The sequence below is a fragment of the Belnapia arida genome (genome assembly GCF_016773205.1).
Taxonomy (GTDB): Bacteria; Pseudomonadota; Alphaproteobacteria; order Acetobacterales; family Acetobacteraceae; genus Belnapia; species Belnapia arida.
In genome coordinates, this window is sequence record NZ_JAETWB010000005.1 from 209,862 (window position 1) to 236,307 (window position 26,446).

Genomic DNA, 26,446 nt, shown 5'->3' on the forward strand with positions numbered 1-26,446 from the left:
AGCTTAATCCCGCGGCGGGACGAACATGTAGCCGACGCCGCGGACGCTGCGGATCGCCTCCGGCTTGGCCGGGTCCGCCTCCAGCTTGCGGCGGAGGCGGAGGATGCGGTTGTCGATCGCCCGGTCGAAGGCATCCGCCTCGCGGTGGGAACTGGATTCGAGCAGCCAGTCCCGCGTCAGCGGCCGGTTGGGGTGGCTGACGAAGAGCTTCAGCAGGTCGAATTCGCTGGCGGTCAGCGCATCCTCGCTGCCATCGGAGCGGACCAGCAGGCGGCGCTCCAGGTCGAGCATGCAGGTGCCGACGCGAACCTCGGAGACCTTGACCGGCGGCGGGGCAGCGGCGCCGGCGGTGCGGCGCAGCAGGGCGCGGACGCGGGCGAGCAACTCGCGCGGCTCGAAGGGCTTGGTGACATAGTCGTCGGCGCCGGATTCGAGGCCGACGACGCGGTCGACCATGTCGCCCGCCGAGGTCAGCATCAGGATGCCGATGCGCGCCGAGCGGCCGCGCAGCCAGCGGGCCAGGGCGAAGCCGTCCTCCGCCTCGCCAAGCTGGACGTCGAGGATGGCGAGGTCGGGCATGGATTGCTCGGCCATGCGCTTCAGCTCGGCGCCGGAGGAGACGGGCACCGGGCGCAGGGCGTGCTGGGCCAGGTAGTCGGTGACCAGCTGGCGCTGGAAACCGTCATCCTCCACCAACACGATGCGGGGTGCCGCCATGCGTTTCCCTCTTGGAAATCGGCGGCGGAGTGTAACCGAGGCAGGCTGCTCGGCAAGGGCCATGGGAATGACGCAAAATCTTCATCCAGGCGTCATTCCGCTTTCCTGGGGCGCGACTAGCTGATCAGCCATGACCGGAAGGGACAGGGACACCATGCTGCCGCTCGACGAGCCCGACTTCATCGAGATCGAGGATATCGGCAGCAACCCGGCGCCGCGTGAGACCCTGGCCGAGATCGCCGGGCGGCGGCTCTCGCGCCGCGGGGTGCTGGCCGGGGCGACGGCCGCCGCGGCGCTGGCTGCCGCCGGGCCGGCCCTGGCCGAGGCGGCGGGGCCGTCGAGCCTTGGCTTCGGCGAGTTGTCCCACCGGATGAGCCAGCGCGACGCGGTGGCCGCAGGCTATGAGATCCAGACCGTGATCCGCTGGGGCGACCCGGTGCTGGCCGATGCGCCGGCCTTCGATCCGGCGGCGCAGACCGCGGCGGCCCAGGCGCAGCAATTCGGCTACAACAACGACTATCTCGACTTCTTCCCGCTGCCACGCGGGTCGGGGGCGAGTGACCACGGGCTGTTGGTGGTCAACCACGAATACACCAACACCAACCTGATGTTCGCCGGGCTCGGCGCCGGGCGGGCCGCGGCGCAGAAGGCGAACGCCGGGCAGGCGGCGGTGGAGCAGGCGGCACATGGCCTCTCCGTCGTCGAGATCCGCCGGCAGGACAGGCGCTGGGTGCCGGTGCGCGACGGGGGGCTGAACCGGCGCATCACGGCGGAGACGCCGATGCGGATCAGCGGCCCGGCGGCAGGGCATGAGCGGCTGAAGACGAATGCCGACCCGACGGGCACGCGGGTGCTGGGCACGCTCAACAACTGCTCCGGCGGCAACACGCCCTGGGGGACGGTCCTGACGGCGGAGGAGAATTTCAACGTCTATTTCGGCGGTGCCGCGGCGGAGACGGGGGCGCAAAGGAACCACTACAAGCGCTACGGCATCATCCCCGAGGCCAACTATGCCTGGCCGCGCTACGAGCCGCGCTTCGACCTCGACCGCGAGCCGAACGAGCCGAACCGCTTCGGCTGGGTGGTCGAGTTCGATCCCTACGACCCACACTCGGTGCCGGTGAAGCGGACAGCGCTCGGGCATTTCAAGCACGAAGCGTGCAACCATGTGGTCAGCGCGGACGGGCGCGTCGTCATCTACATGGGCGATGACGAGCGCTACGAGTACATCTACAAATTCGTCACGGCGCGGCCCTTCGTCGCGGGCGATGCGGCGGCCAACCGCGACCTGCTGGACGAGGGCACGCTTTATGTCGCCCGCTTCCAGGATGACGGCACGCTGGCCTGGCTGCCGCTGGTGCATGGCGAAGGACCGCTGACGGCGGCGAACGGCTTCGCCTCCCAGGCGGATGTGCTGATCGAGACGCGGCGGGCGGCGGACCTGCTGGGCGCGACGCCAATGGACCGGCCTGAGGATGTGGAGCCGAACCCGGCGACGGGCCGCGTCTATGCCATGCTGACCAACAATGGCTCCCGCACGGCGCAGCGGCTGAACGCCGCCAATCCGCGGCCGGGTAACGACCATGGGCATGTGGTGGAGATCATCCCGCCCGGCGCCGGGACGGGGCGGGTCGATCATGCGGCGGCGACGGGGAGGTGGGAGATCTTCCTGCTCGCCGGCAAGCCGGGCGTCGATGCCGGGGCGCGCTACCACCGGGCGACGAGCGACCAGGGCTGGCTCTCCTGCCCCGACAACTGCGCCTTCGACAAGCATGGGCGGATGTGGATCGCGACCGACGGCGCGCCGGCGGCGGCGGGCGTGGCGGATGGGCTCTATGCCGCGGATACCAGCGGCTATGGGCGGGCACTCCCGCGGCTCTTCTACCAGGCGCCGACCGGGGCGGAGGTCTGCGGGCCGTGCTTCACGCTGGATGGGGAGACGATCTTCCTCGCCATCCAACATCCCGGCGAGGACCCGGGCAGCAGCTTCGAGCGGCCGAGCACGCGCTGGCCGGACTTCCAGGAGGGCATGCCGCCGCGGCCTTCGGTGATCGCCATTACCCGGAAGGGTGGGGGCGAGATCGGGAGCTAGGGCTCCCGCTGCCACTCCGGGCCGTCGAGGCGGCGGTCGACCTGGTGCTTCGCCTCCTCGATGAGGATGGCGAGGCCGGCGGGCACCGTGTTGCGCAACACCGCCCGCGGCTGGCCGCCGGGCGGATGGATGGAGACGGTCCAGCCTTGCGGTGCAGCGCCACGGGCCACCAGGCGATGGGCGCGATAGAGGCTGGAGCGGGGCGGGGCTCGGCGGTCCATGCGGCATCCGTGATCCGACCTCGCCCAGACTCATCCGTTCCGCGTGGACGGTCAAGCGGGCTGACACATATTTTTCATCGAAACGGAACACCACTGTCACCGGGTGCGACTAGAGCCGGCCCCGCAATCAGGACGAAGGGGCTGGCGTGGCAGGCATCACCATCAGCGGCGTGGTCAGGCAATTCGGCGCCACGCCGGTGCTGCAAGGCGTGTCGCTCACGGTGGAACCCGGGGAGTTCATGGCGCTGGTTGGGCCGTCGGGCTGCGGCAAGACGACGCTGATGCGCATCATCGCCGGGATCGAGACGGCAGATGCTGGCGAGATCGTGATCGGCAACCGAACGGTGACGCGGCTCCGGCCGGCCGAGCGGGACATTGCCATGGTGTTCCAGTCCTATGCGCTTTACCCGCATCTGACGGTGCGGGAGAACATCGCCGTGCCGCTGGCGATGCGGCGGCTCTCGACGCCGGAGCGGATGCCGCTGCTCGGGCGGCTGCTGCCAGGCACGCGGGCGAAACGGGCGGCAATCGGCGAGGAGGTGGTGCGGGCGGCGGCGCCGCTCGGGCTCGCAGCTCTGCTGGACCGGCGGCCGGGGCAGCTCTCCGGCGGGCAGCGGCAGCGGGTGGCGCTGGCACGGGCGATCATCCGCCGGCCGGCAGCCTTCCTGATGGACGAGCCGCTCTCCAACCTCGACGCGGCCCTGCGCGTGCAGACGCGGCGGGAGATCGTCGACATCCATCGCGCGGCGGGCGTTGCCACGCTCTACGTCACGCATGACCAGGCCGAGGCGCTGACCATGGCCGACAAGGTCGCCGTGATGATGGGGGGCGAGCTGCTGCAGGTGGCCTCGCCCGAGGCGATCTATGCCGACCCGGCCGATCTGCGCGTCGCAGGCTTCATCGGCTCGCCCCGCATCAACACGCTGGCGGCAGAGGCGGATGCGGCGGGGCGCGTCACCGTCGCCGGCCTGCCAGCCGGCCTCAGGACCGAGGCGCGCGGGACGCTGACGCTGGCGCTGCGGCCCGAGGCACTGCGGCCGGCACCGGCGGGCCTGCCGGCGGTGCTCGAGCATCTGGAATTCCTCGGCGACGGGCTTCTCCTGCATGCGCGCCACGCACCGGACGGGGCTCCGCTGATCGCGCGGCTGGAGCCGGAGGCGCGGGAGGGCTTGCAGCCGGGGGCGGCGCTCAGGCTTGGCTTCGCGCCGGGACGGGCCCTGCTGTTCGGGGCCGATGGCAGGCGGGTGGCGACGCGTGCGGATGCCGCGCTGGTGGCGGCGTGAGGCGCCTCGCCGGGGAGGCGGTGGCCGGGGCGCTGATGACGCTGCCGGCGGGCATCGCCTACCTGCTGCTGCTCCTGCTGCCGACGCTGGCGACGGTGCTGCTGGCCTTCACCGATTACGAGCTGGGGGCGCCGGCGCTCGGCTGGATCGGGCTCGACAATTTCCGCGAGATGCTGGCCGACCGGGGCTTCGGCGTCTCGGTGAGGAACACGGTGGTCTATGTCGGGCTGGTGACACCGGTCTCCATCCTCGGCGGGCTCGGCCTTGCCTTGCTGGTGGAAGCGGGGGTGAAGGGGCGCGCCTTCTTCCGCGCGGTGTTCTTCCTGCCGGTGGTCTCGCTCACGGTCGCCATGGCGGCGGCCTGGCAGTACCTGCTGCATCCGACCATCGGGCCGGTGAACGCGGCGCTGCGGGCGATGGGGGTGGGGACGCCCTTCTGGCTTTCCTCTTCCGACACGGTGCTGCTGAGCCTCGCCGCCATCGGCGTCTGGGAGAGCATCGGCTTCAACATGGTGCTGTTCATGGCGGGTCTCACCGCCATTCCGCGCGAGCTCTATGCCGCCGCCGAGGTGGATGGGGCGCGGGGCGGCTTCGACCGCTTCCGGCTGGTGACATGGCCGCTGCTCGGGCCGACGACGCTCTTCGTGCTGACCATCAGCATGATCCGCTCCCTCCGCGTCTTCGACACGGTGGCGGTGCTGACGCAGGGGGGGCCGAACAAGGCCTCCGAAGTACTGCTGTTCACCATGTACCAGCAGGGCTTCACCTATCTGCGGCTCGGCTATTCGGCGGCGATCACCCTCGTCTTCCTCGCCGTGGTGCTGGCACTGATGTGGGTGCAGACACGGGTGCTGGACAAGCGGGTGCATTACGCATGAGGGCGCGGATCGCGGTGCTGGCGCTGCTCGGCGCGCTGGTGCTGATGCCTTATCTCTGGATGGTGGCGGCGAGCGTGAAGCCCGTCAGCGAGATCTTCCGCGCCTCGCTCTCGATCTGGCCGGAGCAATTCGCGGCCGCCGAGAATTACGGCAAGGTGCTGACCCGCGTGCCGGTGCTGCATTACATCTGGAACGGCATCGTCGTCTGCGGCGGCATCCTCCTCTTCCAGCTGCTCTTCGCGGTGCCGGCGGGCTATGCGCTGGCCAAGCTGCGCTTCCCCGGGCGGGGAATCGCCTTCGGCGCGGTAATGCTCGGGCTGCTGGTGCCGCCGCATGTGCCGGCGCTGCCGCTCTATGTGGCTGCGAGCGGGCTCGGACTGCTCGACAGCTACACCGCGCTGATCGCACCCTTCACCATCTCGGCCTTCGCCATCTTCCTGTTCCGGCAGTTCTTCAGCGCGCTGCCGGACGACCTGCTGCATGCGGCGCGGCTGGACGGGATGGGGGAGTGGTCGATCGTCTGGCGCGTGGTGCTGCCGAATGCCTGGCCGGCGGCGACGGCCTTCGCCATCTTCTCCGTCGTCAGCCATTGGAACGACCTGTTCTGGCCGCTGATCGTCGTGCAGGGGCATGAGCATGCGACGCCGGCGCTCGGCGTCCTCTACTTCCGCTCCGAGGAGGCGGGAGACGATTTCGGCGCGATGATGGCGGCGGCGGTGCTGATGACGCTGCCCCTCGTGCTCGCCTTCCTGCTGGCGCAACGCCGCTTCGTGGAAGGCATCGCCACCACCGGACTCAAAGGCTGACAGAAGGAGACGATCATGGCCCTGATTACCCGCCGCGCGACGCTCGCGCTCGGCACCATGGCGCTTGCCGCGCCGCGCATCGGCCGGGCGCAGGCGCCGGTCTCCATCACCGTGCATTACGCGCAGCCCTTCATCTACAAGGAGAGCTACGACGCGATTGCGGCGGCTTTCGCCAAGCGCGAGCCGAACATCCAGGTCGAGTTCGTCACCACGCCCAACTACGAGGAGGGCATGCAGCTCATCCTGCGGCAGCAGGCGGCGGGGCGGATGCCAGACCTCACCTACCAGGGCTTCAACCGGCTGCGGCTCTTCGCCGAGCGCGGCATCGCCCAGGACCTGATGCCGATGCTGACGGCCGAGGGTGACCCGGCGGCGCTGGGCTATGCGCCGAACCTGCTGGCGCTCAGCCATTTCGGCGGGTTCCAGGCGGGGCTGGCCTTCGCCGCCTCCAACCCTGTGTGTTTTTACAATGCGGACCTGGTGCGGCGCGCGGGCGGCGACCCGGACCGGATGCCGACGGACTGGGACGGGCATATCGCGCTTTCCCGCCGCATCGAGGCGCTCGGCGACGGGACGGAGGGCATGTTTTATCGCTGGATGGGCGATGACTGGATGTTCTCCGCCCTGCTCTTCGGCCATGGCGGGCGGATGCTGACGGAGGACGAGCGCGACATCGGCTTCGCCGGGCGCGAGGGGCTGGAGAGCCTCCGGCTGATCGACCGCATGGTGAAGGAGGGCGGCATGCCCAACCTCACCACCGATGCGGCGCAGCAGGCCTTCGCCGCAGGCAAGCTCGGCATGATGTACTGGACGACGGCGGTGCTGCGCGGCGCCATCCAGCAGGTCGGCCGGAATTTCGAGCTGCGCACGGGGCCGATGCCCATCATCGATGCCGAGAAGGGGCGGCTGCCGACCGGCGGCGCGGCGGGCATGCTGACGGCGAAGGACCCGGCGAAGCGTGAGGCGGCGTGGAGATTCCTCCGCTTCTCGACCAGCCCCGAGGGCACGGCGCTGATGGCGCGGAACACCGGCTACATCCCGATGAACCAGATCGCCATCGACGATCCGCGCTGGCTCGGCGAGTTCTACCGCGACAATCCGCTCTACACGACGGCGGTGAAGCAGGTGCCGATCTCGATCCCGTGGTATGCCTTCCCCGGTGCCAACAGCGTGCGGGTGACGCAGGTGATCGTCGATAACACGGCGCGCATCGTCGAGCAGCGGGCGACGCCGGAGCAGGTGCTGCCCGAGATGGCGGCCGAGGTGCGCCGGCTGCTGCCACGGCGGGGAACCTGATGTTCACCATCCTGCAGATCTCGGACGCGCATCTCTCGCCGCGGAACGGGCTGTTCCGCACGAACCTGGCGCGGCTGCGGGACTGGGCGGAGGCAGAGAGGCCCGACCTGCTGATCGCCAGCGGCGACCTGTCGCTGGATGGGGCGGACCGGGAGGAGGACCTGGCGCTCGCGGTGGAAACGCTGCGAGGCTTCGGGGTACCGCTGCTCGCCATCCCGGGCAACCATGATGTCGGCAGCCATGCCCGCACCATGCCGGCGCAGCCGGTGGATGCGGCGCGGCTCGACCGGTTCCGGCACGTGGTGGGGCCGGACTGGTGGATGCGGGATGTGCCCAGCTGGCGGATCATCGGCCTCGATACCGAGATCATGGGCACCGGCCTCGAGGCGGAGGCGGCGCAGGCCGGCTTCATCGCCGAGGCGGCGGCGACGGAGCGGCGGTTAGCACTCTTTCTGCACAAGCCGGTCTTCATCACCAAACCCAGCGATCCGACCTTCGACTACTGGTCGGTGCCGCCGCAGGCGCGGGCGGCGCTGGCGCCGGTGCTGGGACATCCCGGGCTGCGGCTGGTGGCCTCGGGGCACCTGCACCTGCATCACGGCTTCCAGCGAGGCGCGGTGCGCTATGCCTGGGCGCCGCCGGCCTCCTTCGTCGTCGATCTGCCGCAGGACGGGCTGCCGGGCGAGCGCCGCACCGGGGCGCTGCTACACCGGCTGCTGGAGGACGAGGTGGAAACCAGCCTCGTCTCGCCCGAGGGGATGGAGCTGCCCTGGCTCTCGGCGATCCGGGCGGAGACCTATCCGGGCTGACGGATGCAGGCGGCGACATAGGGCATGAAGTGGGTGACGGGGGGCGTCTCCAGCCCCTTCACCTTGGCCTGCTCGTCGAAGCGGCGAAGCTGGACCGCCGCCTCGGCCTCCGGGATGGCGCGGAAGGCGGCGACTTCCCCGGCCGACATCGGGCCACCTTGCAGCTCCAGGCTGCGGATGGAATCCGGGGCGAGCTTGCCGAAATAGTCGCTCTCCGTCGCGCAGAGATAACGCTTGGCGGCGACGTGGAGACGGACGGGCTCCGTCACCTCCGGCCCGAACCAGCGGGTGAGGAAGGCGTAGCCCACCGCCTCATGCTGGTCGTCGATGCCCGTCTCGGCGGGGTTCTCGCCGAGGTCGTGGACCAGGTGGCCGATGTCGTGCATCAGCGCGGCGGCGATGAGGGCGGGCGGGCAGCCCTGCCGCTTCGCCAGCCAGGCGGATTGCAGCGCGTGCTGGCGCTGGTTGATCTCGGCGAGGCCGTACTGTCCGTCGGCCTTGAGCGTGAGCAGGCCCTCGATCCGGGCGAGGCGTGGGTCGATCATGCGGGTACCCTGCGGTCTGCGATCGGGCCGGAGATTATGGCGGGCCCGCCCAGGCCGTACACGGGCGGGGCGGCGCCCAGGCTGATGTTTCATCGCATCGTCGCAATCGCCCGGCCGCAACCGGCGTGGTTGACACCATCGGCGCGGGGATTACCGTCCGTCAGTCCATCACACGCAAGGAGGCCAGGCCATGGCCCTGACGCTCGAGCAATTCGCCGCCGACTGCCATGACGCCCTCAAGTCCCACCCCGGCACCGAGGGGCGGGTCGCGGTCTGCGAGCTGGTGCAGAAGGCCTTGCAGGACCGCGAATTCGTCGCCTCGATCCTGCCCGAGGGCACGCCGGAGCGGAAGGTCATCTATGAGGACGCGGAGCTCGGCTTCGCCATCCTCGCCCATGCCTATGTCGGGGCGAAGAGCAGCACGCCGCATGACCACGGCCCCTCCTGGGCGATCTACGGCCAGGCCGAGGGCGAGACGATCATGACCGACTACGAATGCCTCGCCCGCCCGACCGAGAGCACCCCTGGCAAGGCGAAGCCGGTGCGCGACTACTCGCTGCAGCCAGGCGATGCCTATCTCTACGAGCCGGGCGAGCTTCACGCCCCCCGCCGCGACGGCCCGACCCGGCTGCTGCGGATCGAGGGCATGAACATGGACCGCGTGAAGCGCCTGCCCTATGTGGCGGTGACCGAAGCGGCGGCCTGACCGTCCCGTTGCAACATCCTGGCCCCGCGCCACCTCCCCCGCTAGGCTGATCGGCGAAAGCTGGGGGAGGGCGGGATGGCCAGGCTCAACATCAACGGGCGTGTCGTCGATATCGCGGTCGAGGACGATACGCCTCTCCTCTGGGCGATCCGCGAGCAGGTGGGGCTGACCGGCACCAAATACGGCTGCGGTGTCGCCCAATGCGGCGCCTGCACCGTGCATGTGGACGGCGTCGCCACCCGCTCCTGCTCGACGCCCGTCTCGGCCCTCGACGAGAACCAGAAGATCGTCACCATCGAGGGGCTCTCGCCCGATGGCAGCCACCCCCTGCAGCGGGCCTGGGTGGCACTCGACGTGCCGCAATGCGGCTACTGCCAGTCGGGGATGATCATGGCGGCCGCAGCCCTGCTCGCCGCCAACCCGAAGCCGAGCGATGCCGATATCCGCGGCGAGATCACCAATATCTGCCGCTGCGGCACCTATAACCGCGTCCAGGCCGCCATCAAGCAGGCGGCCGGCGGCAACCAGGCCAATGGCTGAGGGGGCGGGGATGAACCAGATCGCAAGCCTGAATCGGCGCGGCTTCCTCCAGGTCTCGGCGGCGCTCGGGGCCTTCACCCTCGGCATTCGCGTGCCGGAGGCGGTCGCCCAGGGGGCAGCGCAAGGCGCCGCCTCGCCCGAGGTCAATGCCTGGGTGGTGGTGAAGCCGGATGACAGCATCATCATCCGCATCGCCCGCTCGGAGATGGGCCAGGGCACGCTCACCGGCCTCGCCCAGCTCGTGGCCGAGGAGCTGAATGCCGACTGGTCCAAGGTTTCCACGGAATACCCGACTCCGGGGCAGAACCTGGCGCGCAACCGCGCCTGGGGGAACATGTCCACGGGTGGCAGCCGCGGCATTCGCGAGAGCCACGACGTTGTGCGGAAGGGCGGTGCGGCGGCACGGATGATGCTGGTGGAGGCCGCGGCCCGCGGCTGGGGCGTGCCTGTCTCCGAGTGCCGGGCGGCGAACAGCACCATCACCCACCAGCCCTCCGGCCGGACCACCACCTATGGCAAGGTCGCCGAGGCGGCGGCGCGGCTGACGCCGCCGACCGACATGCCGCTGCGCGACCCGAAGGACTGGACCATCGCCGGCAAGCCGCTGCCGCGGCTGGACACGGTGGACAAGACCAACGGCAAGCAGATCTACGGCGCCGACCTGACGCTGCCGGGGATGCTGAATGCGGCCATCCGCGACTGCCCGGTCTTCGGTGGCAAGGTGGCGAGCTTCGATGCGGCCAAGGTCGCCGGCATGCCGGGGGTGAAGAAGGTGGTGCAGGTGGGCGAGACCGCCGTCGCCGTCATCGCCGATACCTGGTGGCGGGCGAAGACGGCGCTCGATGCCCTGCCCATCACCTGGGACAACGGGCCGAATGCGCAGGTGTCTTCCGCCAGCATCGCCGAGGTGCTGAAGGCTGGGCTGGAGGCGCCGGAGGCCGCCATCGGCAACCGCGCGGGCGATGCCAGGGCGGCCATCGCATCGGCCGCGAAGCGGGTGGAGGCGGTCTACGGCTACCCCTTCCAGAACCATGCGACGATGGAGCCGATGAACGCCACGGCGCTCTGGACGCCGGAGCGGTGCGAGGTCTGGACGCCCACGCAGAATGGCGAGGCGGCGCTGGCCGCGGCCTCGGAGGCGGCAGGCCTGCCGCCGGCGAAGTGCGAGGTGTACAAGATCCATCTCGGCGGCGGCTTCGGCCGGCGCGGCGCGGTGCATGACTGGGTGCGCCAGGCAGTCGAGATCGCGAAGCAGATGCCGGGCACGCCAGTGAAGCTGCTCTGGTCGCGCGAGGAGGACATGCTCCACGGGCGCTACCACCCGATCACCCAGTGCAAGCTGACGGGCGCGCTGGATGCGGCGGGCAACCTGACGGGGCTTGCCATGCGCATCTCCGGCCAGTCGATCGTCGCCGGCATCTTCCCGCAGAACATCCGCGACGGGCGGGACCCGGTGGTGTTCCAGGGGCTCAGCCCAGGCGGCGAGGAAGGGGCCTTCGGCTACGCCATCCCCAACATCCTGATCGACCATGCGATGCGCAACCCGCATGTGCCGCCGGGCTTCTGGCGCGGGGTGAACCTCAACCAGAACGCCGTCTATGTGGAATGCTTCATGGACGAGCTGGCGCATGCGGCGGGCCGCGACCCGCTGGAGTTCCGACGGGCTCTTCTGAAGAACAGTCCGAAGCACCTCGCCGTTCTGAACGCGGTCGCCGAGCGCGGCGGCTGGGGCCAGCCGGCGCCGGAGGGGCGCGCGCGCGGCCTCGCCCAGATCATGGGCTTCGGCAGCTATGTCGCGGCCTGCGCCGAGGTCTCGGTCAGCCCGGCCGGCGAGCTGACGATCCACAAGATCACCGCCGCCACCGATCCGGGTCATGCGGTCAATCCGCAGCAGATCGCGGCGCAGGTGGAAGGGTCCTTCGTCTATGGGCTGAGCGCGGCGCTCCATGGCGAGTGCACGGTCGCCGAGGGGCGGATCGAGCAGGAGAATTTCGACACCTATCCGGTCATGCGCATGGCGGAGATGCCGGCGGTGGAGGCGATCCTGATGCCCTCGGGCGGCTTCTGGGGCGGGGTCGGCGAGCCGACCATCGCCGTCGCGGCGCCGGCGGTGCTGAATGCGATCTTCGCCGCGACCGGCAAGCGGGTGCGGCAGCTGCCGCTGAAGCATGCGGATCTGCGTCGCGCTTAGCGTGATGGTGGCGCTGCCGGCCGTGGCGGCGCCGCCGCCTGGCGCCTCCTCCTGTGCCGGCTGCCATGGCGGGGGCGGGATGCCAGTGCTCGCCGGGCAGCCGGCGGAGGCGATCGTCGCGGCGATGCTTGGCTACAAGGCGGGCCAGGGATCGCCCACGGTGATGGACCGCATCGCCCGCGGCTTCACCGAGGCGGAGATCCGGGCCATCGCCGCCTGGGTCTCGGCGCCGCGGTGAGGCGGCGGGCATTGCTCGGCGCGGCGCTGCTGGCCGCGCCCGCCCTGGCGCAGGCGGCGCCGAAGGTGGTCGTCATCGGCGGCGGCTTCGGCGGCGCGGCGGCGGCGCGGGCGCTGCACCGCCTCGGTGTCTCGGTGACGCTGGTGGAGCGGGACGCCACCTACCTCTCCTGCCCCTTCAGCAACGCGGTCATCGCCGGGCTGCGGGAGATGGAGGCGCAGCGCTTCGGCTATGACGGGCTGCGGCGGGAGGGCATCGCCGTGGTGCATCAAGCGGCGCGGACGGTCGAGGACCGCCGGGTGGTGCTGGCGGATGGCGACGCCCTCCCCTTCGACCGGCTGGTGATGGCGCCGGGGATCGCGTTGCACCCGGATGCCATCCCCGGCCTCGACACCGAGGCGATGCCGCATGCCTGGCGCGCCGGGCCGCAGACCCTGCTGCTGCGGCGGCAGCTTGAGGCAATGGAGGATGGCGGGCTAGTGGTGCTCTCGGCGCCTGCCAACCCCTATCGCTGCCCGCCCGGCCCCTATGAGCGGGCGAGCCTCATCGCGCACTACCTCAAGACCCATAAGCCGCGCTCCAAGCTGATCCTGCTCGACGCCAAGGATGCCTTCTCCAAGCAGAAGCTCTTCGAGGAGGCCTGGGCGGCGCTCTATCCCGGCCTGCTGGAATGGGTGCCGCTCTCCTCGGGCGGCAAGGTGGTGGAGGTGGATGCGGCGGCGCGGGTGGTGCGGACCGAGTTCGGCGAGCATCAGGCGGCGGTGGCCAATATCATCCCGCCGCAATCGGCCGGGCGGATCGCCCAGGCGGCGGGGCTCACCGACCGCAGCGGGTGGTGCGCGGTCGATCCGGTCAGCTTCGAGTCCCGGCAGCGGCCGGGCATCCACCTGATCGGCGATGCAATCATCGCCGGCGCCATGCCGAAATCCGCCTTCGCTGCCCATGCCCAGGCGCTGGTCTGCGCCGAGGCGGTGGCGGCGCTGCTGCGGGGCGAGGCCCCTGCCCCACCGAAGCTCATCAACACCTGCTACAGCCTGGTGGAGCCGGGCTACGGCATCTCCATCGCGGGCGTCTACCAGCCGAAGGACGGGTTGCTGGCGGATGTGCCGGGGGCGGGCGGGACCAGTGCGCTCGGCGCTCCGCCAGCGGTGCGGGCGGCGGAGGCGGGGTATGCGGAGGACTGGTTCCACACCGTCACGGCCGATGCCTTCGGCTAGGACCGCGCTCCTGGTCCTGCTGCTGGCGGGCGGGGCGCGGGCGGAGGAGGGCATGCCCTCCCTCACCGGCGAGCCGGGCGATGCGGCGCGGGGGCGGGCCATCGTCACCTCGCGGCAGCGGGGGCTGTGCCTGCTCTGCCATGCCGGGCCCTTCCCCGAGGAGCGGTTCCAGGGCGACCTGGCGCCGAGCCTGGCCGGGGCAGGAGCGAGGCTGACGGAGGGGCAATTGCGGCTGCGGCTCGTCGATGGGCGACGGTTGAACCCGGACACCATCATGCCCTCCTACTACCGCACCGAGGGGCTGGTCCGGGTCGGACCGGCCTGGCAGGGGCGGCCGATCCTGGCCGCCGGGGAGATCGAGGATGTCGTCGCCTTCCTTGTCACGCTCAGGGATTGAACGCCGCGCGCTGGGCGCCGGGCTGCTCGCCGTCGTGCTGGCCCGGCCGGCGCGGGCGGAGCGGCCGGGGCTGCGCGAGGCGGTGCTCGGCTTCACCGGCGGGGCGGAGCCGGCGGAGGGCGGCGTCACGCTCGACATCCCGCCGCTGGTGGAGAACGGCAATACCGTGCCGGTCACCATCGCCGTCGAGAGCCCGATGACGGAGGAGGAGCATGTCCGCCGCATCGCCCTCTTCAACGAGCGCAACCCGCAGCCGCATGTCGTCACCGCCCGGCTCGGGCCGCGGGCCGGGCGGGCGCGGCTCTCGACGCGGATGCGGCTCGCCACCTCGCAGCGGCTGGTGGCGGTGGCGGAGATGAGCGACGGCAGCTTCCGCGCGGCGAGCGCGGACGTGATCGTGACGCTCGCCGCCTGCGTGGAGGGCTGAGGCGATGGCCCGCGTCCTCATCAACCTGCCCCGCACCGCCCGGCGCGGCGAGGTGATCGAGATCCGCACGCTGATCCAGCACGTGATGGAGACCGGCTACCGGCCCCGTGCGGATGGCAGCGTCGCGTCGCGCGACATCATCACCCGCTTCGCCTGCCTCTATGACAACGAGGAGGTCTTCGCGGCGGAGCTGGCGCCCGCCATCGCGGCCAATCCCTTCCTCAGCTTCAGCCTGGTGGCGGCGGAGAGCGGCATCCTCGCCTTCACCTGGACGGGCGACAACGGCTTCGAGCAGACCGAGACGCGCAGCCTGACGGTGACATGAGGCGGCTCGCGCTCGCCCTGCTGCTGCTCGGCGCCACGGCGGAGGCGCGCGAGTCCAGCTTCGCGCTGATGTCGCCGGAGACGCAGGCGATGCAGCGGGAGGACAGCGCCAACCCTGGCATGCTCTGGGTGGAGGAGGGCCGGGCGCTCTGGGACAGCGCGGGCTGCGCCGGCTGCCATGGCGATGTGGTGGGGATGCGGGGCGTTGCCGCCCGCTACCCGGCCTTGGATGCGGCACCGATCGACCTCGCGGGGCGGATCGCGCAATGCCAGGAGGCACGGCAGCATCGCACGCCCTTCCCGCGCGAATCCGAGGAGGCGCTGGCGCTCGCGGCGGTCATCGGCCTGCAATCGCGCGGGATGCCGGTCAACCCGCCGGACGATCCGCGCCTGGCACCGGCGCTGGCCCGCGGCGAGGCGCTGTACCGCGAGCGGCGCGGGCAGCTCGATCTCTCCTGCGCGCAATGCCATGACGCCAATGCCGGGCGGCATTTGGCCGGCAGCCCGATCCCGGAGGCGCATCCGACCGGCTATCCGCTCTACCGGCTGGAATGGCAGGGCATGGGCTCGCTGCAACGGCGGCTGCGGAATTGCATGATGGGGGTGCGGTCGGAGCCCTATGCCTATGGCGCGCCCGAATACGTCGCCATCGAGTTGTTCCTGATGCGCCGCGCGGCCGGCATGGCTGTGGAGACGCCGGCCGTACGGCCTTGAGCCGGGGCGCCCCCCCTGCCAGCCGCCATGCGCCGCGAGGCTCAGCGCTTCTCGACGTTCCAGAACACCATGACGGGCGAGGGCAGCATGCCCTCGATATTGGCCCGGCGGGCATAGGGCATGTCGGCCTGGCCGAGCGGGCGGTAGGGCTGAACCTCGGCGAGGCGCGCCTGGAGCGCCTCGGCCAGGCGCTTGCGCTCTGCCTCGTCGGCCGCTTCGATGAAGGCCAGACGCAGCCGCTCCGCCTCCTCGTCGCAGGGCCAGCCGGCCCAGTTGCGGCCGTCGCAGGCCATGCCGGTGCCGATATTCGTCAGCGGATGGAACATCGTCGCGCCCGAGGCGCCGGTGGCGAAGATGTTCCAGCCGCCCTGGGCGGGCGGGTCCTTCCGCGGCTGGCGGGTGATGACCGTGCCCCAGTCGTTGTATTGCAGGTCGATGTTCATCCCCGCCTGGCGCATGCCGGCGGCGGCGACCTCCGCCATGCGGCCGATCCAGGGAATGTCGTTGGTGGTGATGAAGACCAGCCGCTCGCCGCGGTAGCCGGCCTCGGCGAGGAGCGAGCGGGCGCGCTCCAGGTTCGGCCGGGCGTAGGGCGCCGACCCGGCCTCCGACCCATAGGCGGTGCCGCAGACGAAGAAGGCCTCGCAACGCCGCCACCAGCGCTGGTCGCCGAAGCCGGCGGCCATGGCTTCCGCCTGGTCGACGATATAGGCCAGGGCCAGCCGTGCGCGTGGGTCGTTGAAGGGCGGGAAGAGGCTGTTCGGCCGCAGCATGCCCTGGGTGCCGAGGGCGTTCAGCCGGTCCACCACCGTGCCGCGCTGGCGGGAGACGACAGGCACGAGATCGGTCGCCACCTGCTCCCAGATGTCGATCTCGCCCGATTGCAGCGCGGCGGCGACGGTCGAGGCATCGGGGATGTTGCGCCACTCCACCCGGTCCACCTTCACCACGCGGCCGCCGGCGAGGCCATCGGCCGGCTCGCTGCGCGGGCGGTAGTCGGGGTTGCGCGCATAGACGACGCGCTGCCCGGCCATCCAGTCCTCGCGGACGAAGCGGAAGGGGCCGGAGCCTATGGTGGTCGCGATCGGGCGGCCGGGATCGGTCGCCGCATCCTCCTCGCGCATGATGGCCGGGATGGCGCCGACGGCGGAGCCGAGCGCATAGGTCATCAGCCCGAAGGGACGCTTGAGGACGAGGGCGAAGCTGCGCTCGTCGGTGATGTCGAGGCTGGCCAGCGCATCGCCGAGGCGGGAGCCGACGATGTCGCGCGCCATCCAGCGGCGGAGCGAGGCGGCGACGTCGCGCGTCGTCACCGCCCTGCCGTCATGGAAGCGGAGGCCTTCGCGCAGGGTGAAGCGCCAGGTGAGCCCATCCTCGCTGACCGACCAGCGCTCCACCATCTGCGGCCGGGGCTGCAGGCCGGAGTCCCAGGCGAAGAGGGTCTCGTAGATCATCAGCCCGTGCAGCCGGGTGATGCTGACGGAGACGGCGACGGGGTCGAGCGTCTTCAGGTCGGCATGCGGCACGACGCGCAGCACGGATTGCGCGGCGGCGGGCAGCGCCAGCCCGGCGCCGAGCAGGGCGGCCAGGATGGTGGAGCGGAGCGTCATCGGTGGCCTTCCTTCATGCCCGCCGGTAATCGAGCACCCGGCAGCGGTTGGTGACGAGGCGGGCGCGGTCGCCCTGGACATGCAGGCAGGGGCGCTGCGCCCAGGGCCCGTCGGCCCGGCGGAACAATGCGCGCCCGCCGCCGAGCGGCAGCAGCGGCATGGCGGCGCGCAGCGGGCCGGTGCCCATGGTAAGCGTCCCACCGCCGGGGCCGATGGCGAAAGCGCTGCCGAACTCCTCGTTGCGCCATTCGCCCTGCCAGGCGGGGTCGTGGGCGGCGTCCTGCACGGGGAGGAAGCGGCGGGCGACGTGGTTCACCTCGCCGGCGATCGCCGCGCCCTCCTGACGGAGGCGCATCCACATATAGGGGCTGCACGAAACGGCCCAGCCATCCTCGCCCGCGACGAGGCCTTCGCGCGCGCCAAGGAAGGTGACGGCGCTGCCCTCCACCTCGATCCAGAAGGGCCCGCCATCCGCGGCGGCATAGAGGCCCGGGCGGAGCGTGCCGGGCAGGACCGGTGGCGCCGGGTCGAGGCCAAGGCCGGCCGCCATCACCGCCAGCGCCAGGGCGAGGCTGTCCACGTCCTCCCGGTTGGTCAGGACGATGACGCCAGCCTCCAGCTCGCGGCTGAACAGGACCTGGTTCTTGAAGCCGGGCAGCGACCCGCCATGGCCGAGCAGGACATGCGGGCCGAGCGGCGTGCGGCCGAGGCCGAGGCCATAGGCGGTCTCCCGCCCGTCGACGAGGCGGCGCGGCGCCGCGAGGGCGTCGAGCACACCGGCGAGCGGGCCGTGCCCTGCCATGAGCGCAACAAGCCAGGCGGCGAGGTCGAGGGCCGGGCCGGCGAGGCCGCCCGAGGCGGAGAGATGCGGGCCGTAGCGCCCCTCATGCCAGCGCCCGGCGTCGTCGCGCCAGTAGCCGCGGGCGAGGCCGGGCACCGGGTCGGTCCAGTCCTCGGGGAACTGCGTCGCCGCCATGCCGAGCGGCTTGAAGAAGGTCTCGCGCCAAGCCGCGCCGACATCGCCGGCCCGGCCTTCGAGCAGGTGCTGCATGAGGCGGTAGCCGGTATTGGTGTAGCTGATTTCCGTCCCTTGCGGGTAATTCAGCGCCGGCAGCCTCGCCACCAAGTCGAGGAGCATGTCCCGCGACATGGCGGCCGAGGGCGGCACATGGCACTGCCAGGCGGCCTCCATGGCATCCGGCAGGCCGGAGGTCATGCCGAGCGCATGGCCGACCGTCACCGCGCCCACGGCCGGGGAGAGGCCGGGCAGGTGACCGCCGAGCCTGGCCTCCAGCCCCGGCCCGGCGCGCAGGGCCAGGGCGGCGAGCACCTGCTTGGTGAGGGAGGCCCAGCGGAAGGCGGTGTCCGGGGTGATCCCGAGGCCATGGGCCAGGTCGGCGAGGCCGCCGCAGGCGGCATGGGTCGGGCCGTCGCGACCGAACAGGAGGATTGCCCCGCCTGGCCCCGCCTCGGCCGTCCAGGCGGCGGCCTGGGCTTCGGCATGGGCGGCGGCGGCGCTGCGATCGAAGCGGGGCATGAGGCACGGTGGCGCAACGGCGGCGAAAAGGAAAGCCGCCGGCCAAGCCCTTGTCCTCGCGCGGCAAACGGGGCATCTGGCCCGCTCCGGCCACCTCCAGCCCCGTCAGGACCAGGACCATGCGCGTGAAGGATGTCAAGAAGGTCGTTCTGGCCTATTCCGGCGGCCTCGATACCAGCGTCATCCTGAAGTGGCTCCAGACCACCTATCGATGCGAGGTGGTGACCTTCACCGCCGATCTCGGCCAGGGCGAGGAACTGGGCCCGGCGCGGGACAAGGCGCTGCTGCTCGGCATCAAGCCGGAGAACATCTTCATCCGCGACCTGCGTGAGGAATTCGTGCGGGACTTCGTCTTCCCGATGTTCCGGATGAATGCCCTGTATGAGGGCCAGTACCTGCTCGGCACCTCGATCGCCCGGCCGCTGATCGCGCAGGAGCAGATCCGCATCGCCGAGGAGGTCGGCGCCGATGCCGTCGCCCATGGCGCGACCGGCAAAGGCAACGACCAGGTGCGCTTCGAGATCGGCTACTACGCGCTGAAGCCCGATGTGAAGGTCATCGCCCCCTGGCGCGAGTGGGAGCTGACGAGCCGCACCAAGCTGCTGGAGTTCGCCGAGGCCAACCAGATCCCCATCGCCAAGGACAAGCGCGGCGAGGCGCCCTTCTCGGTCGACGCCAACCTGCTGCACAGCTCCTCCGAGGGGAAGATCCTCGAGGAGCCCTGGGACGCGCCGGACGAGATGGTCTGGCAGCGCACCATCAGCCCGATGGAGGCGCCCGACAGCCCGACCGAGATCGTGGTCGAGTTCGAGCGCGGCGACGCGGTCGGCATCAACGGGCGCCGCATGTCCCCGGCGACGCTGCTGACCGAGCTGAACGCGCTCGGCAAAGCCAACGGCATCGGCCGGCTCGACCTGGTCGAGAACCGCTTCGTCGGGATGAAGTCGCGCGGCTGCTACGAGACGCCGGGCGGCACCATCCTCTGGCAGGCGCACCGGGCCATGGAAAGCATCACCCTCGACCGCGAGGCGGCGCATCTCAAGGATAGCCTGATGCCGCGCTATGCCGAGATCGTCTATAACGGCTTCTGGTTCAGCCCGGAGCGGCGGATGATCCAGGCCATGGCGGACGAGAGCCAGCACAGCGTCAGCGGCGAGGTACGGATGAAGCTCTACAAGGGCAATGTCATCGTCACCGGCCGCCGCTCGCCCAACAGCCTCTACTCGATGAAGCACGTCACCTTCGAGGAGGACCAGGGCGCCTACGACCAGTTCGACGCGCAGGGCTTCATCAAGCTGAACGCGCTGCGGCTCCGCCTCGGCGCCATGGCCGGGCGCCGCGGCGGCGCGCTGTAGCCATGCGGTGGCCGCGGCGCGATCGGGTCCGGGTCGTGCTGCGGAGGCTCTACCGGGCGGAGGTGCCGGAGGCCCGGCGCTTCCGCTATGCCCTGCTCGGCCTCGACCTGGTCAGCATCGGCTGGATCGTCACGGCTTCCTTCCTGCCGCTCAGCACGCCGGTGCTGGCGGTGGATGTCGGGCTCGGCCTCGTCCTGCTGGCCGAGTTCGCCGCACGGGTCGGTGCCAGCGCGCGACCCTGGCGGAGCCTGACGCAGCCGCTGGAGCTGGCCGACCTGCTCGGCATCCTCTCCCTGCTGCTCGCGCCGCTGCTGCATGGCGGGCTCGGCTTCCTCCGGGTGCTGCGGACGCTGCGGCTGCTGCATTCGGTCCGGCTGATCACCTCGCTCCGCAGCGACCTTCCCTTCTTCCGCCAGAACGAGGAGGCGGCGCTGGCGGCGGCGCAGCTCGGCGTCTTCATCTTCGTCATGACCGGCGTGGTCTTCGAGACGCAGCACCGCGGCAACCCGCACATCACCAACTACTCGGACGCGCTTTACTTCACCGTCACCACCCTGACGACGACGGGCTTCGGCGACATCACCCTGCAGGGGCCGCTCGGGCGCTTGCTCTCTGTGGTAATCATGCTGGCGGGCGTCACCCTGTTCCTCCGGCTGGCGCAGACGCTGTTCCGGCCGAACAAGGTGCGCTTCTCCTGCCCGGATTGCGGCCTGCAGCGGCACGAGCCGGATGCGGTCCACTGCAAGGCCTGCGGCATCCTGCTCAACATCCCGGACGAGGGCGAGGGCTGACTGGAGCGGCCTCCGCTCGACCGCGCTCGCGGAAGCCGCTCCAGCCTGTTGTCCAATCGATCAAATTACCCCTCCCGGGTAATTCCACCCGTCCGGGGTTTGCTCTACTCCGCCCGGAGACCGGTCTGGGCGACGATCTGCTTCACCACCGCCCGCTCGCGCTGGATGCGGGCGGCGAAGGCGGCGGAGCCTTCGGTGACCACGTCGTTGCCGGCCATCGTCAGCCGCTCCTGCGTCGCCGGGTCGCCGGTGGCGGCCAGCAGCGCCGCTTCCAGCCTGGCCATGACGGGGGCGGGCGTGCCGGCGGGCGCGAAGAGGCCGTTCCAGCTCGTCAGGTCGTAGCCCGGGAAGCCGCTTTCGGCGATGGTCGGCAGGCTGCGCAGGCTGCCGCGGCGCTCGCCGCTGGTCAGCGCCAGGCCACGCACCTTGCCGTCCTGGATCAGCGGGCCGAAGGTATTGGCCGTGCCGATCGCCGCGTCGATGACGCCGCCCGCCAGGTCGCGCGCCGATTCCGCGCCGCCGCGGTAGGGGATGTGCTCCAGCCTGATGCCGGCGCGCCTCTCCAGCAGGGCGCCGGCCAGGTGACCGACCGTGCCGATGCCGGGCGTGCCGTAGCTGACGCCGGGATGGGCCTTCGCATAGGCGCGGAAGCCGGCGACATCCTGCGCCGGGAAGTCGTGCCGGACGACCAGGACGTAGGGCAGCGCGACCGCCTGGCCGACCGGGGCAAAGGCCGTCTCGTAGTCAAAGGTGAGGCCCTTGACGATGAAGGGCACGACGAGGAAGGCGAAGCTCTCGAAGAGCAGCGTATGGCCGTCGGCCGGTGATTGCGCGACGGCCCCGGCGCCGATCGAGCCGCCGGCGCCCGTGCGGTTCTCGATGACGATGCCCTGGCCGAGATGCTCCGCCATCTTCGGCGCCAGCAGGCGCACCACCGTGTCGGACTGGCCGCCGGGGGCATAGGGGGCGATGATGCGGATCGGGCGGTCCGGCCAGGCCTGCGACGCGGCAGGGCGGATGGCGGCAGCCGCGAGCGCGCCCCCGATCAGCATGCGGCGTCCTGGCATGGCCTCCTCCCCCGGCTTTCGGCGCAGGCTGCGGGCGCGGGCGGCGACGGTCAAGCGGCCCGCAGCTCGGAGACGGCGAGGCGCGCCTGGGGCAGCGAGCGCGGGTACTTCTCGGCGAGGAAGGCGATGAGCTGCTCCCGCATCAGGCAGCGCAGGTCGAACATCGCGCCGGAATTGGCGGCGCTCATCAGCACGCGGATCTCGACGCTGCGCTCCTTCAGGTCGGTCACCTGCACGGCGAAGACGCGCCGGTCCCAGAGCGGGGTCGCTTCGACGATGCGCTGCGCCTCGGCGCGCAGCTCGGCGACGGGCACGGTGTAGTCCATGTGAACGAAGACGGTGTCGAGCAACTGCGCGCTGGTCTTGGTCCAATTGCGGATCGGCCGCTCGGTGAAGTAGCCGATGGGGACGACGAGGGAGCGCTGGTCCCAGGTGGCGATGGTCACGTAGGTCGCGGTGATCTCCGCCACATGGCCCCATTCGCCCTCGACCAGCACGGCATCGCCGAGGCGGATCGGCTGGGTCAGCGCGATCTGGATGCCGGCGATGAGGTTGGAGACGGCCGGCCGCGCCGCGAGGCCGGCGACGATGCCGGCGACGCCGGCCGAGGCGAAGAGGCTGAGGCCGACGGCGCGGACGGCAGGGATCGCGGTCAGCACCAGGCCGGCGGTCAGGGTGATGCCGGCCGAGACGGCGAGGCGGCGGAAGACGATCAGCTGGGTGCGGCGGCGGCGTTGCAGCCAGTCGGCATTCTCGCCCAGTTCGCCTTCGAGATAGGCGTCGAAGGCGGCGGCGACCTTGCGGGTCAGCGCCCAGCCGATCGCCACCACCAGGCCGAGGGCGGCGGCGCGGCTGGCGGCCTGCTCGGCGGCGGTCGGCAGGTCCACGGCGGGAAGCGCCACCTCGACCGCCAGCAGGGCGATGGTGACCCGCACCGCGCCGCGGCCATCAGCCAGGATGCGGCGTAGCAGCCGGGCCTGGCTGCCGGCCAGCACGCGGTCCAGCAGCGCATGGACGAGGCGGAGCGCCACCAGCGCCAGCGCCGGGGCGAGGACAAAGGGGATCAGGAGGGAGAGCCAGAGCGGCAGTTCCCGCCCTCCGACCAGGAGATTGCTCAGCATGGGCACGTCTTCCATCGGGCAGCCGGCGCCCCAACGCGGCAGCGGCGGAACCGTGGCGCCCGGGCCGCGCTGGATACTCGATACGGAGGAGATGCGAGATGCCGGAAGAGAAGAAGGGAACGGGCGAGAAGCCGTGGAGCGAGGAGGAGATGTCCCGCGGGGCGGCGAAGCCGGAGGAGATCGAGGAGGCGGGCGGCTCGCCCGGGGGTCGGCCGAACGACGATCGGGCCAAGACCGAGAGCGCCGCCGCCGAGACGGCGGACGACAAGCAGCGCTGATCCGCGCCCCCTGCATTGGACGCGGCGGGGCAAGTGCGGGCATGTTCGGCCCATGTACAACCCTGCCGCCTTCCGGGAGGACCGCCCGGAGATTCTGCATGGCCTGATCCGCGAGGCGCGGCTGGCGCTGCTCGTCTCGAACGGGGCGGAGGGCGTGCCGGACGTTACGCACCTGCCGCTGACGCTGGATGCCGAGCGAGGCGAGCTGATCGGGCATCTGGCGCGCGCCAACCCGCATGCGGCGGCACTGCGCGCGGCGGGCCGGGCCATCGCCATCTTCCGCGGGGCGGAGGCCTATGTCTCGCCCAACTGGTATCCGTCCAAGGCCGAGCATCACCGGGTGGTGCCGACCTGGAATTACGAGGCGGTGCATGCCGAGGGGCCGGTCGAGATCATCGAGGATGCGGCGCGGCTGCACGGCATCGTCAGCCGGCTGACCGAGGAGAAGGAGGCGGCACAGCCGCGCCCCTGGTCGGTCGGCGAGGCGCCGGAAGCCTTCGTCGCCGGCCAGCTGAAGGGGATCGTCGGCTTCGTGCTGCGGATCGAGCGGCTGACCGGCAAGCGGAAGCTCAGCCAGAACCGCGCCGCCCCCGACCGGGACGGCGCGGTAGCGGGGCTGGCCGCGAGCCATGACCCGCGCGACCGCGCCACGGCTGCGGCGATGCGGCGCCTGGCCGAAGGGGGCTGACCCCCGCCGCCTCCGGCTCTAGCCTTCCAGCGGACGCATCGGGGAAGGCAGGCCATGCTGCGTGGCATCGGGGCCATGATCGGGGTGGGGATAATGATGGCTGGCCTGGCGCCACCGCTGGCCGCGCAGCCGGCGCCGCGGCGGGACGAGTTCTTCTGGCTCGGCGAGATCAACAAGGCCAGCACCGTCATCAACTCCGAGGAAGGGCTGCTGGACCCGGCGCTCGCGCCGCGGATCGCCGCCGGGCTCGACGCCGTGCTCCAGGCGGGCAACCGGCCGGGCGGGCAGCGCCCCAGTCTGGTCATCACCTTCGAGCCGCTGCTCATCGAGGCCGCGGGCGTCGAGGCCACGCTGCTGCATGCCGGAAGGTCGAGCCAGGACATGCTGGCAACGGTCCGCGCCGCCATGCTGCGCGACGGGCTGCTGCGCCTGGCCGGGCAGCTCCGCCGCACCACGGACTCGATGCTCCGCGTCGCGGAGCGGCATGCTGCCACCCCGGTGCCGAACTATACCAACGGCGTCGCCGCCCAGCCCAACAGCTACGGCCATTACCTGCTCGGCCACATCGCCGGGCTCGACCGCGACGCGCAGCGGCTGCGCGAGGCCTATGCCCGGCTCGACCTCTCGCCCATGGGCACGACGGTGCTGAACGGCACGAGCTGGCCGCTGAACCGCGACCGAATGGCGCGCTATCTCGGCTTCCCGGACAAGGTGGACAATGCCTATGACGCGGCGCAGGTCGCCGCCACCGACCTGCCCGTCGAGATCGGCGCCATCGCCACCGGCGTCGCGCTCCATGCCGGCGCCCACATCGCCGATGTGATGACGCAATATGCGCAGCCGCGCCCCTGGATCCTGCTCGAGGAAGGCGGCGGCAACACCTATGTCTCGAGCGCGATGCCGCAGAAGCGCAATCCGGGCCTGCTGAACGATGCGCGGCGGCAGGCCTCGACGGTGGTGACGCTCGGCATGGGTCGGGCCTTGCAGGCGCACAACATCCCGCCCGGCATGAACGACCCGAAGGTCACCGCCGACAACATGGCGGTGATCGCCGCCACGGTGGCCCTGCTGGAGCGCTGGGACCGCATCCTGCACGCCCTGGTCCTCAACCCGGAGCGGGCGCTGGAGGAGCTGAACAGCGACTGGACCGCCTCGCAGGAGGTGGCGGATGTTCTGATGCGACGCTACCGCCTGCCCTTCCGCGTCGGCCACCACTTCGCCTCCGAGGTGGTGGATCACGCCAAGGCGCATGACATCCGCCCGGCCGACTTCCCCTATGCGGAGGCGCGGCGCATCTATGCGGAGACGCTGCACGAGATGCGCCTGCCGGAGGCCGAGTTGCCGATGAACGAGGCGGAATTCCGTGCCGCACTCGACCCGGCGGCCATCATCCGCAACCGGGCGACCAGCGGCGGACCGCAGCCGGCGGAGATGGCGCGGATGCTGCGCGCCGCCGGCGACAGGCTGGCGGCGCAGGAGGGCTGGATCGCCGAGCGCCAGGCCCGGATCGATGCCGCCCTCGCCGCGCTCGACGGCGACTTCGGCAGGATTCTCGCCCGGGCTCGGTGACGCCGGTCAGGCCAGGGTCGCGCCCTGCTTCTTCCAGAAAGCCTCGGCCGCCGGGTGCCAGGGCACGCCGGCCGCCGAGGTCTTCTGCCGATCGAGCGTGAAGCCGCGGCCCTCGGCATGCACCTGGGCGAGTTCCGCCCGGCCGTTCCATGTGCTCTCCAGGATCTTCGTCACCTGCTCGTCCGGCATGGTGTCGAGCACGGCGAGGATGTTGGCCACCGACATCTGCTGGTTGTCCGTGGTCTGGCCGGGATAGGTGCCGGAGGGGATCACCTCGGGGAAATAGACCGGGCCGTACTTGGCGGTGATCTTCGGCACCAGGTCGGCATGATCGACCAGCCGCATGGTGATGCCGGGCGAGGCGGCGAGGTCGGTCACCGCGCTGGTCGGCACGCCGGAGACGAAGAAATAGGCGTCGAGCTTGCCGTCCTTGACGGCATTGGTGCTCTCGGCCGGCGACAGGCGCTCGCGCGCACGGAAATCCTTGTCGCGGTCGAGCCCGGCGGCCTCGATGAGGCGGAAGGCCATCACCTCGGTGGCCGAGCCGGGCGCGCCGCTCGAGATGCGCTTGCCTTTCATGTCGGCGATGCTCTGGATGCCGCTTGAGGCCGTCGTCACCGCCTGCATGCGGTTGGTATAGAGCACGGCGATGGCGCGGACCTTCACCGGGCGGCCGCGGAAGCGGTCCTGCCCGTTCACCGCATCCACGCTGGCATCGACCTGAGAGAAGATGAGGCCGACGCGGCCGGCGCCGAGCAGCTGATTGTTGGCGACGGAGCCGCCGGTGACCTCGACGGTCGCGCTCATCCCCGGGATGGTGCGGGAGAGGATGTTCGCGAGGCCGCCACCGAGCGGGTAGTAGACGCCGCCCGTGGTGCCGGTGGCGATCGCAAGCTGGGTGTCGGCGGCGCTGGCCAGGCGCGGGGCGGCGAGCAGGGCGGCGGCGCCGAAGGCGGTGCGGCGGGTGAGCATGGTCATGGCGTTGCTCCCGGAATGGACGTTTGATTGCAGGATCAATAAGGCCGGGCG

28 protein-coding genes are annotated in these 26,446 nt (G+C 71.1%); 20 read left to right on the forward strand and 8 right to left on the reverse strand.

What is annotated here, in order from left to right:
- Nucleotides 1–3: 3 nt before the first annotated feature.
- Nucleotides 4–717: a response regulator gene (locus JMJ56_RS14110; protein ID WP_202832399.1), complete on the reverse strand. Its 714-nt coding sequence runs from the start codon at nucleotides 715–717 to the stop codon at nucleotides 4–6.
- A gap of 154 nt (nucleotides 718–871) precedes the next feature.
- Here JMJ56_RS14110 and JMJ56_RS14115 point away from each other — a divergent pair, with 154 nt between their 5' ends.
- Nucleotides 872–2,809 (forward strand): PhoX family protein, encoded by a 1,938-nt coding sequence (locus JMJ56_RS14115; RefSeq protein WP_202832400.1) that lies wholly within the window; start codon nucleotides 872–874, stop codon nucleotides 2,807–2,809.
- Here JMJ56_RS14115 and JMJ56_RS14120 read toward each other — a convergent pair.
- The gene (locus tag JMJ56_RS14120; RefSeq protein WP_202832401.1) at nucleotides 2,806–3,030 is read right to left on the reverse strand and encodes a hypothetical protein; all 225 of its coding nucleotides are present in this window, start codon (nucleotides 3,028–3,030) and stop codon (nucleotides 2,806–2,808) included. The two genes, JMJ56_RS14115 and JMJ56_RS14120, sit on opposite strands and share 4 nt — an antisense overlap.
- Before the next feature lie 146 nt (nucleotides 3,031–3,176).
- On the opposite strand from JMJ56_RS14120, the gene JMJ56_RS14125 reads away from it, so the two are divergent.
- Genes JMJ56_RS14125 through JMJ56_RS14145 form a run of 5 tightly spaced genes read left to right on the forward strand, consistent with a single transcriptional unit; the run spans nucleotide 3,177 to nucleotide 8,102 of the window.
- Nucleotides 3,177–4,313, forward strand: a complete 1,137-nt coding sequence (locus JMJ56_RS14125; RefSeq protein WP_202832402.1) for an ABC transporter ATP-binding protein — start codon at nucleotides 3,177–3,179, stop codon at nucleotides 4,311–4,313.
- Nucleotides 4,310–5,191, forward strand: a complete 882-nt coding sequence (locus JMJ56_RS14130) for a carbohydrate ABC transporter permease (RefSeq protein ID WP_328702380.1) — start codon at nucleotides 4,310–4,312, stop codon at nucleotides 5,189–5,191. Before JMJ56_RS14125 ends, JMJ56_RS14130 begins: the two co-directional genes overlap by 4 nt.
- Nucleotides 5,188–5,997 (forward strand): carbohydrate ABC transporter permease, encoded by an 810-nt coding sequence (locus JMJ56_RS14135; RefSeq protein WP_202832403.1) that lies wholly within the window; start codon nucleotides 5,188–5,190, stop codon nucleotides 5,995–5,997. Before JMJ56_RS14130 ends, JMJ56_RS14135 begins: the two co-directional genes overlap by 4 nt.
- A gap of 15 nt (nucleotides 5,998–6,012) precedes the next feature.
- On the forward strand, nucleotides 6,013–7,293 hold the full coding sequence (locus tag JMJ56_RS14140) for an ABC transporter substrate-binding protein (RefSeq protein WP_202832404.1): 1,281 nt from the start codon (nucleotides 6,013–6,015) through the stop codon (nucleotides 7,291–7,293).
- A complete protein-coding gene (locus JMJ56_RS14145; protein ID WP_202832405.1) occupies nucleotides 7,293–8,102 on the forward strand; it encodes a metallophosphoesterase family protein in 810 nt (269 codons plus the stop codon). The genes JMJ56_RS14140 and JMJ56_RS14145 overlap by 1 nt, the downstream gene beginning before the upstream one ends.
- Here JMJ56_RS14145 and JMJ56_RS14150 read toward each other — a convergent pair.
- Complete coding sequence (locus JMJ56_RS14150; RefSeq protein WP_202832406.1) at nucleotides 8,090–8,647, reverse strand: phosphonate degradation HD-domain oxygenase; 558 nt, start codon at nucleotides 8,645–8,647, stop codon at nucleotides 8,090–8,092. The two genes, JMJ56_RS14145 and JMJ56_RS14150, sit on opposite strands and share 13 nt — an antisense overlap.
- Nucleotides 8,648–8,837: 190 nt before the next feature.
- Between JMJ56_RS14150 and JMJ56_RS14155 the strand changes: the two genes are divergently transcribed.
- From JMJ56_RS14155 to soxA, 9 genes are all read left to right on the forward strand, one after another.
- Complete coding sequence (locus JMJ56_RS14155) at nucleotides 8,838–9,353, forward strand: cupin domain-containing protein (RefSeq protein WP_202832407.1); 516 nt, start codon at nucleotides 8,838–8,840, stop codon at nucleotides 9,351–9,353.
- Between the two features lie 75 nt (nucleotides 9,354–9,428).
- Nucleotides 9,429–9,893 (forward strand): (2Fe-2S)-binding protein, encoded by a 465-nt coding sequence (locus tag JMJ56_RS14160; protein WP_202832408.1) that lies wholly within the window; start codon nucleotides 9,429–9,431, stop codon nucleotides 9,891–9,893.
- 10 nt (nucleotides 9,894–9,903) lie between these two features.
- The gene (locus JMJ56_RS14165; RefSeq protein ID WP_236037743.1) at nucleotides 9,904–12,084 is read left to right on the forward strand and encodes a xanthine dehydrogenase family protein molybdopterin-binding subunit; all 2,181 of its coding nucleotides are present in this window, start codon (nucleotides 9,904–9,906) and stop codon (nucleotides 12,082–12,084) included.
- Complete coding sequence (locus JMJ56_RS14170; protein WP_202832410.1) at nucleotides 12,062–12,322, forward strand: c-type cytochrome; 261 nt, start codon at nucleotides 12,062–12,064, stop codon at nucleotides 12,320–12,322. Before JMJ56_RS14165 ends, JMJ56_RS14170 begins: the two co-directional genes overlap by 23 nt.
- On the forward strand, nucleotides 12,319–13,539 hold the full coding sequence (locus JMJ56_RS14175) for an NAD(P)/FAD-dependent oxidoreductase (RefSeq protein WP_328702381.1): 1,221 nt from the start codon (nucleotides 12,319–12,321) through the stop codon (nucleotides 13,537–13,539). The genes JMJ56_RS14170 and JMJ56_RS14175 overlap by 4 nt, the downstream gene beginning before the upstream one ends.
- On the forward strand, nucleotides 13,526–13,936 hold the full coding sequence (gene soxX / locus JMJ56_RS14180; protein ID WP_202832411.1) for a sulfur oxidation c-type cytochrome SoxX: 411 nt from the start codon (nucleotides 13,526–13,528) through the stop codon (nucleotides 13,934–13,936). Before JMJ56_RS14175 ends, soxX begins: the two co-directional genes overlap by 14 nt.
- Nucleotides 13,902–14,363, forward strand: coding sequence for a SoxY-related AACIE arm protein (locus JMJ56_RS14185; protein ID WP_202832412.1), 462 nt, complete (start codon nucleotides 13,902–13,904; stop codon nucleotides 14,361–14,363). Before soxX ends, JMJ56_RS14185 begins: the two co-directional genes overlap by 35 nt.
- A gap of 4 nt (nucleotides 14,364–14,367) precedes the next feature.
- On the forward strand, nucleotides 14,368–14,688 hold the full coding sequence (locus JMJ56_RS14190; RefSeq protein WP_202832413.1) for a thiosulfate oxidation carrier complex protein SoxZ: 321 nt from the start codon (nucleotides 14,368–14,370) through the stop codon (nucleotides 14,686–14,688).
- Complete coding sequence (gene soxA, locus JMJ56_RS14195) at nucleotides 14,685–15,401, forward strand: sulfur oxidation c-type cytochrome SoxA (protein ID WP_236037744.1); 717 nt, start codon at nucleotides 14,685–14,687, stop codon at nucleotides 15,399–15,401. Before JMJ56_RS14190 ends, soxA begins: the two co-directional genes overlap by 4 nt.
- A gap of 41 nt (nucleotides 15,402–15,442) precedes the next feature.
- Here soxA and JMJ56_RS14200 read toward each other — a convergent pair whose 3' ends face one another.
- Both JMJ56_RS14200 and JMJ56_RS14205 read right to left on the reverse strand, forming a co-directional pair.
- On the reverse strand, nucleotides 15,443–17,011 hold the full coding sequence (locus tag JMJ56_RS14200) for an ABC transporter substrate-binding protein (RefSeq protein WP_202832414.1): 1,569 nt from the start codon (nucleotides 17,009–17,011) through the stop codon (nucleotides 15,443–15,445).
- Nucleotides 17,012–17,024: 13 nt separating this feature from the next.
- Nucleotides 17,025–18,548 carry a serine hydrolase domain-containing protein gene (locus JMJ56_RS14205; RefSeq protein ID WP_202832415.1) on the reverse strand — a complete coding sequence of 508 codons (1,524 nt, stop codon included), beginning with the start codon at nucleotides 18,546–18,548 and terminating at the stop codon, nucleotides 17,025–17,027.
- Nucleotides 18,549–18,667: 119 nt separating this feature from the next.
- Here JMJ56_RS14205 and JMJ56_RS14210 point away from each other — a divergent pair, with 119 nt between their 5' ends.
- Together JMJ56_RS14210 and JMJ56_RS14215 are read left to right on the forward strand one after the other, a co-directional pair.
- Nucleotides 18,668–19,903: an argininosuccinate synthase gene (locus JMJ56_RS14210; protein WP_202832416.1), complete on the forward strand. Its 1,236-nt coding sequence runs from the start codon at nucleotides 18,668–18,670 to the stop codon at nucleotides 19,901–19,903.
- A gap of 2 nt (nucleotides 19,904–19,905) precedes the next feature.
- Complete coding sequence (locus JMJ56_RS14215) at nucleotides 19,906–20,694, forward strand: potassium channel family protein (protein ID WP_202832417.1); 789 nt, start codon at nucleotides 19,906–19,908, stop codon at nucleotides 20,692–20,694.
- A 104-nt stretch (nucleotides 20,695–20,798) separates the two neighbouring features.
- On the opposite strand, the gene JMJ56_RS14220 is transcribed toward JMJ56_RS14215, so the two are convergent.
- Both JMJ56_RS14220 and JMJ56_RS14225 read right to left on the reverse strand, forming a co-directional pair.
- Complete coding sequence (locus JMJ56_RS14220; RefSeq protein WP_202832418.1) at nucleotides 20,799–21,761, reverse strand: Bug family tripartite tricarboxylate transporter substrate binding protein; 963 nt, start codon at nucleotides 21,759–21,761, stop codon at nucleotides 20,799–20,801.
- 50 nt (nucleotides 21,762–21,811) lie between these two features.
- Nucleotides 21,812–22,882 carry a mechanosensitive ion channel family protein gene (locus JMJ56_RS14225; RefSeq protein WP_202832419.1) on the reverse strand — a complete coding sequence of 357 codons (1,071 nt, stop codon included), beginning with the start codon at nucleotides 22,880–22,882 and terminating at the stop codon, nucleotides 21,812–21,814.
- 98 nt (nucleotides 22,883–22,980) lie between these two features.
- Between JMJ56_RS14225 and JMJ56_RS14230 the strand changes: the two genes are divergently transcribed.
- From JMJ56_RS14230 to JMJ56_RS14240, 3 genes are read left to right on the forward strand one after another with little or no spacing between them, the layout of a single operon-like run.
- The gene (locus tag JMJ56_RS14230) at nucleotides 22,981–23,160 is read left to right on the forward strand and encodes a hypothetical protein (RefSeq protein WP_202832420.1); all 180 of its coding nucleotides are present in this window, start codon (nucleotides 22,981–22,983) and stop codon (nucleotides 23,158–23,160) included.
- 52 nt (nucleotides 23,161–23,212) lie between these two features.
- On the forward strand, nucleotides 23,213–23,848 hold the full coding sequence (locus tag JMJ56_RS14235) for an FMN-binding negative transcriptional regulator (protein WP_202832421.1): 636 nt from the start codon (nucleotides 23,213–23,215) through the stop codon (nucleotides 23,846–23,848).
- Nucleotides 23,849–23,902: 54 nt separating this feature from the next.
- Nucleotides 23,903–25,417 (forward strand): argininosuccinate lyase, encoded by a 1,515-nt coding sequence (locus JMJ56_RS14240; RefSeq protein ID WP_236037745.1) that lies wholly within the window; start codon nucleotides 23,903–23,905, stop codon nucleotides 25,415–25,417.
- A gap of 6 nt (nucleotides 25,418–25,423) precedes the next feature.
- Here the strand turns inward: JMJ56_RS14240 and JMJ56_RS14245 are convergent, their stop codons facing one another.
- Nucleotides 25,424–26,395: a TAXI family TRAP transporter solute-binding subunit gene (locus JMJ56_RS14245; protein ID WP_202832422.1), complete on the reverse strand. Its 972-nt coding sequence runs from the start codon at nucleotides 26,393–26,395 to the stop codon at nucleotides 25,424–25,426.
- Nucleotides 26,396–26,446 lie beyond the last annotated feature (51 nt).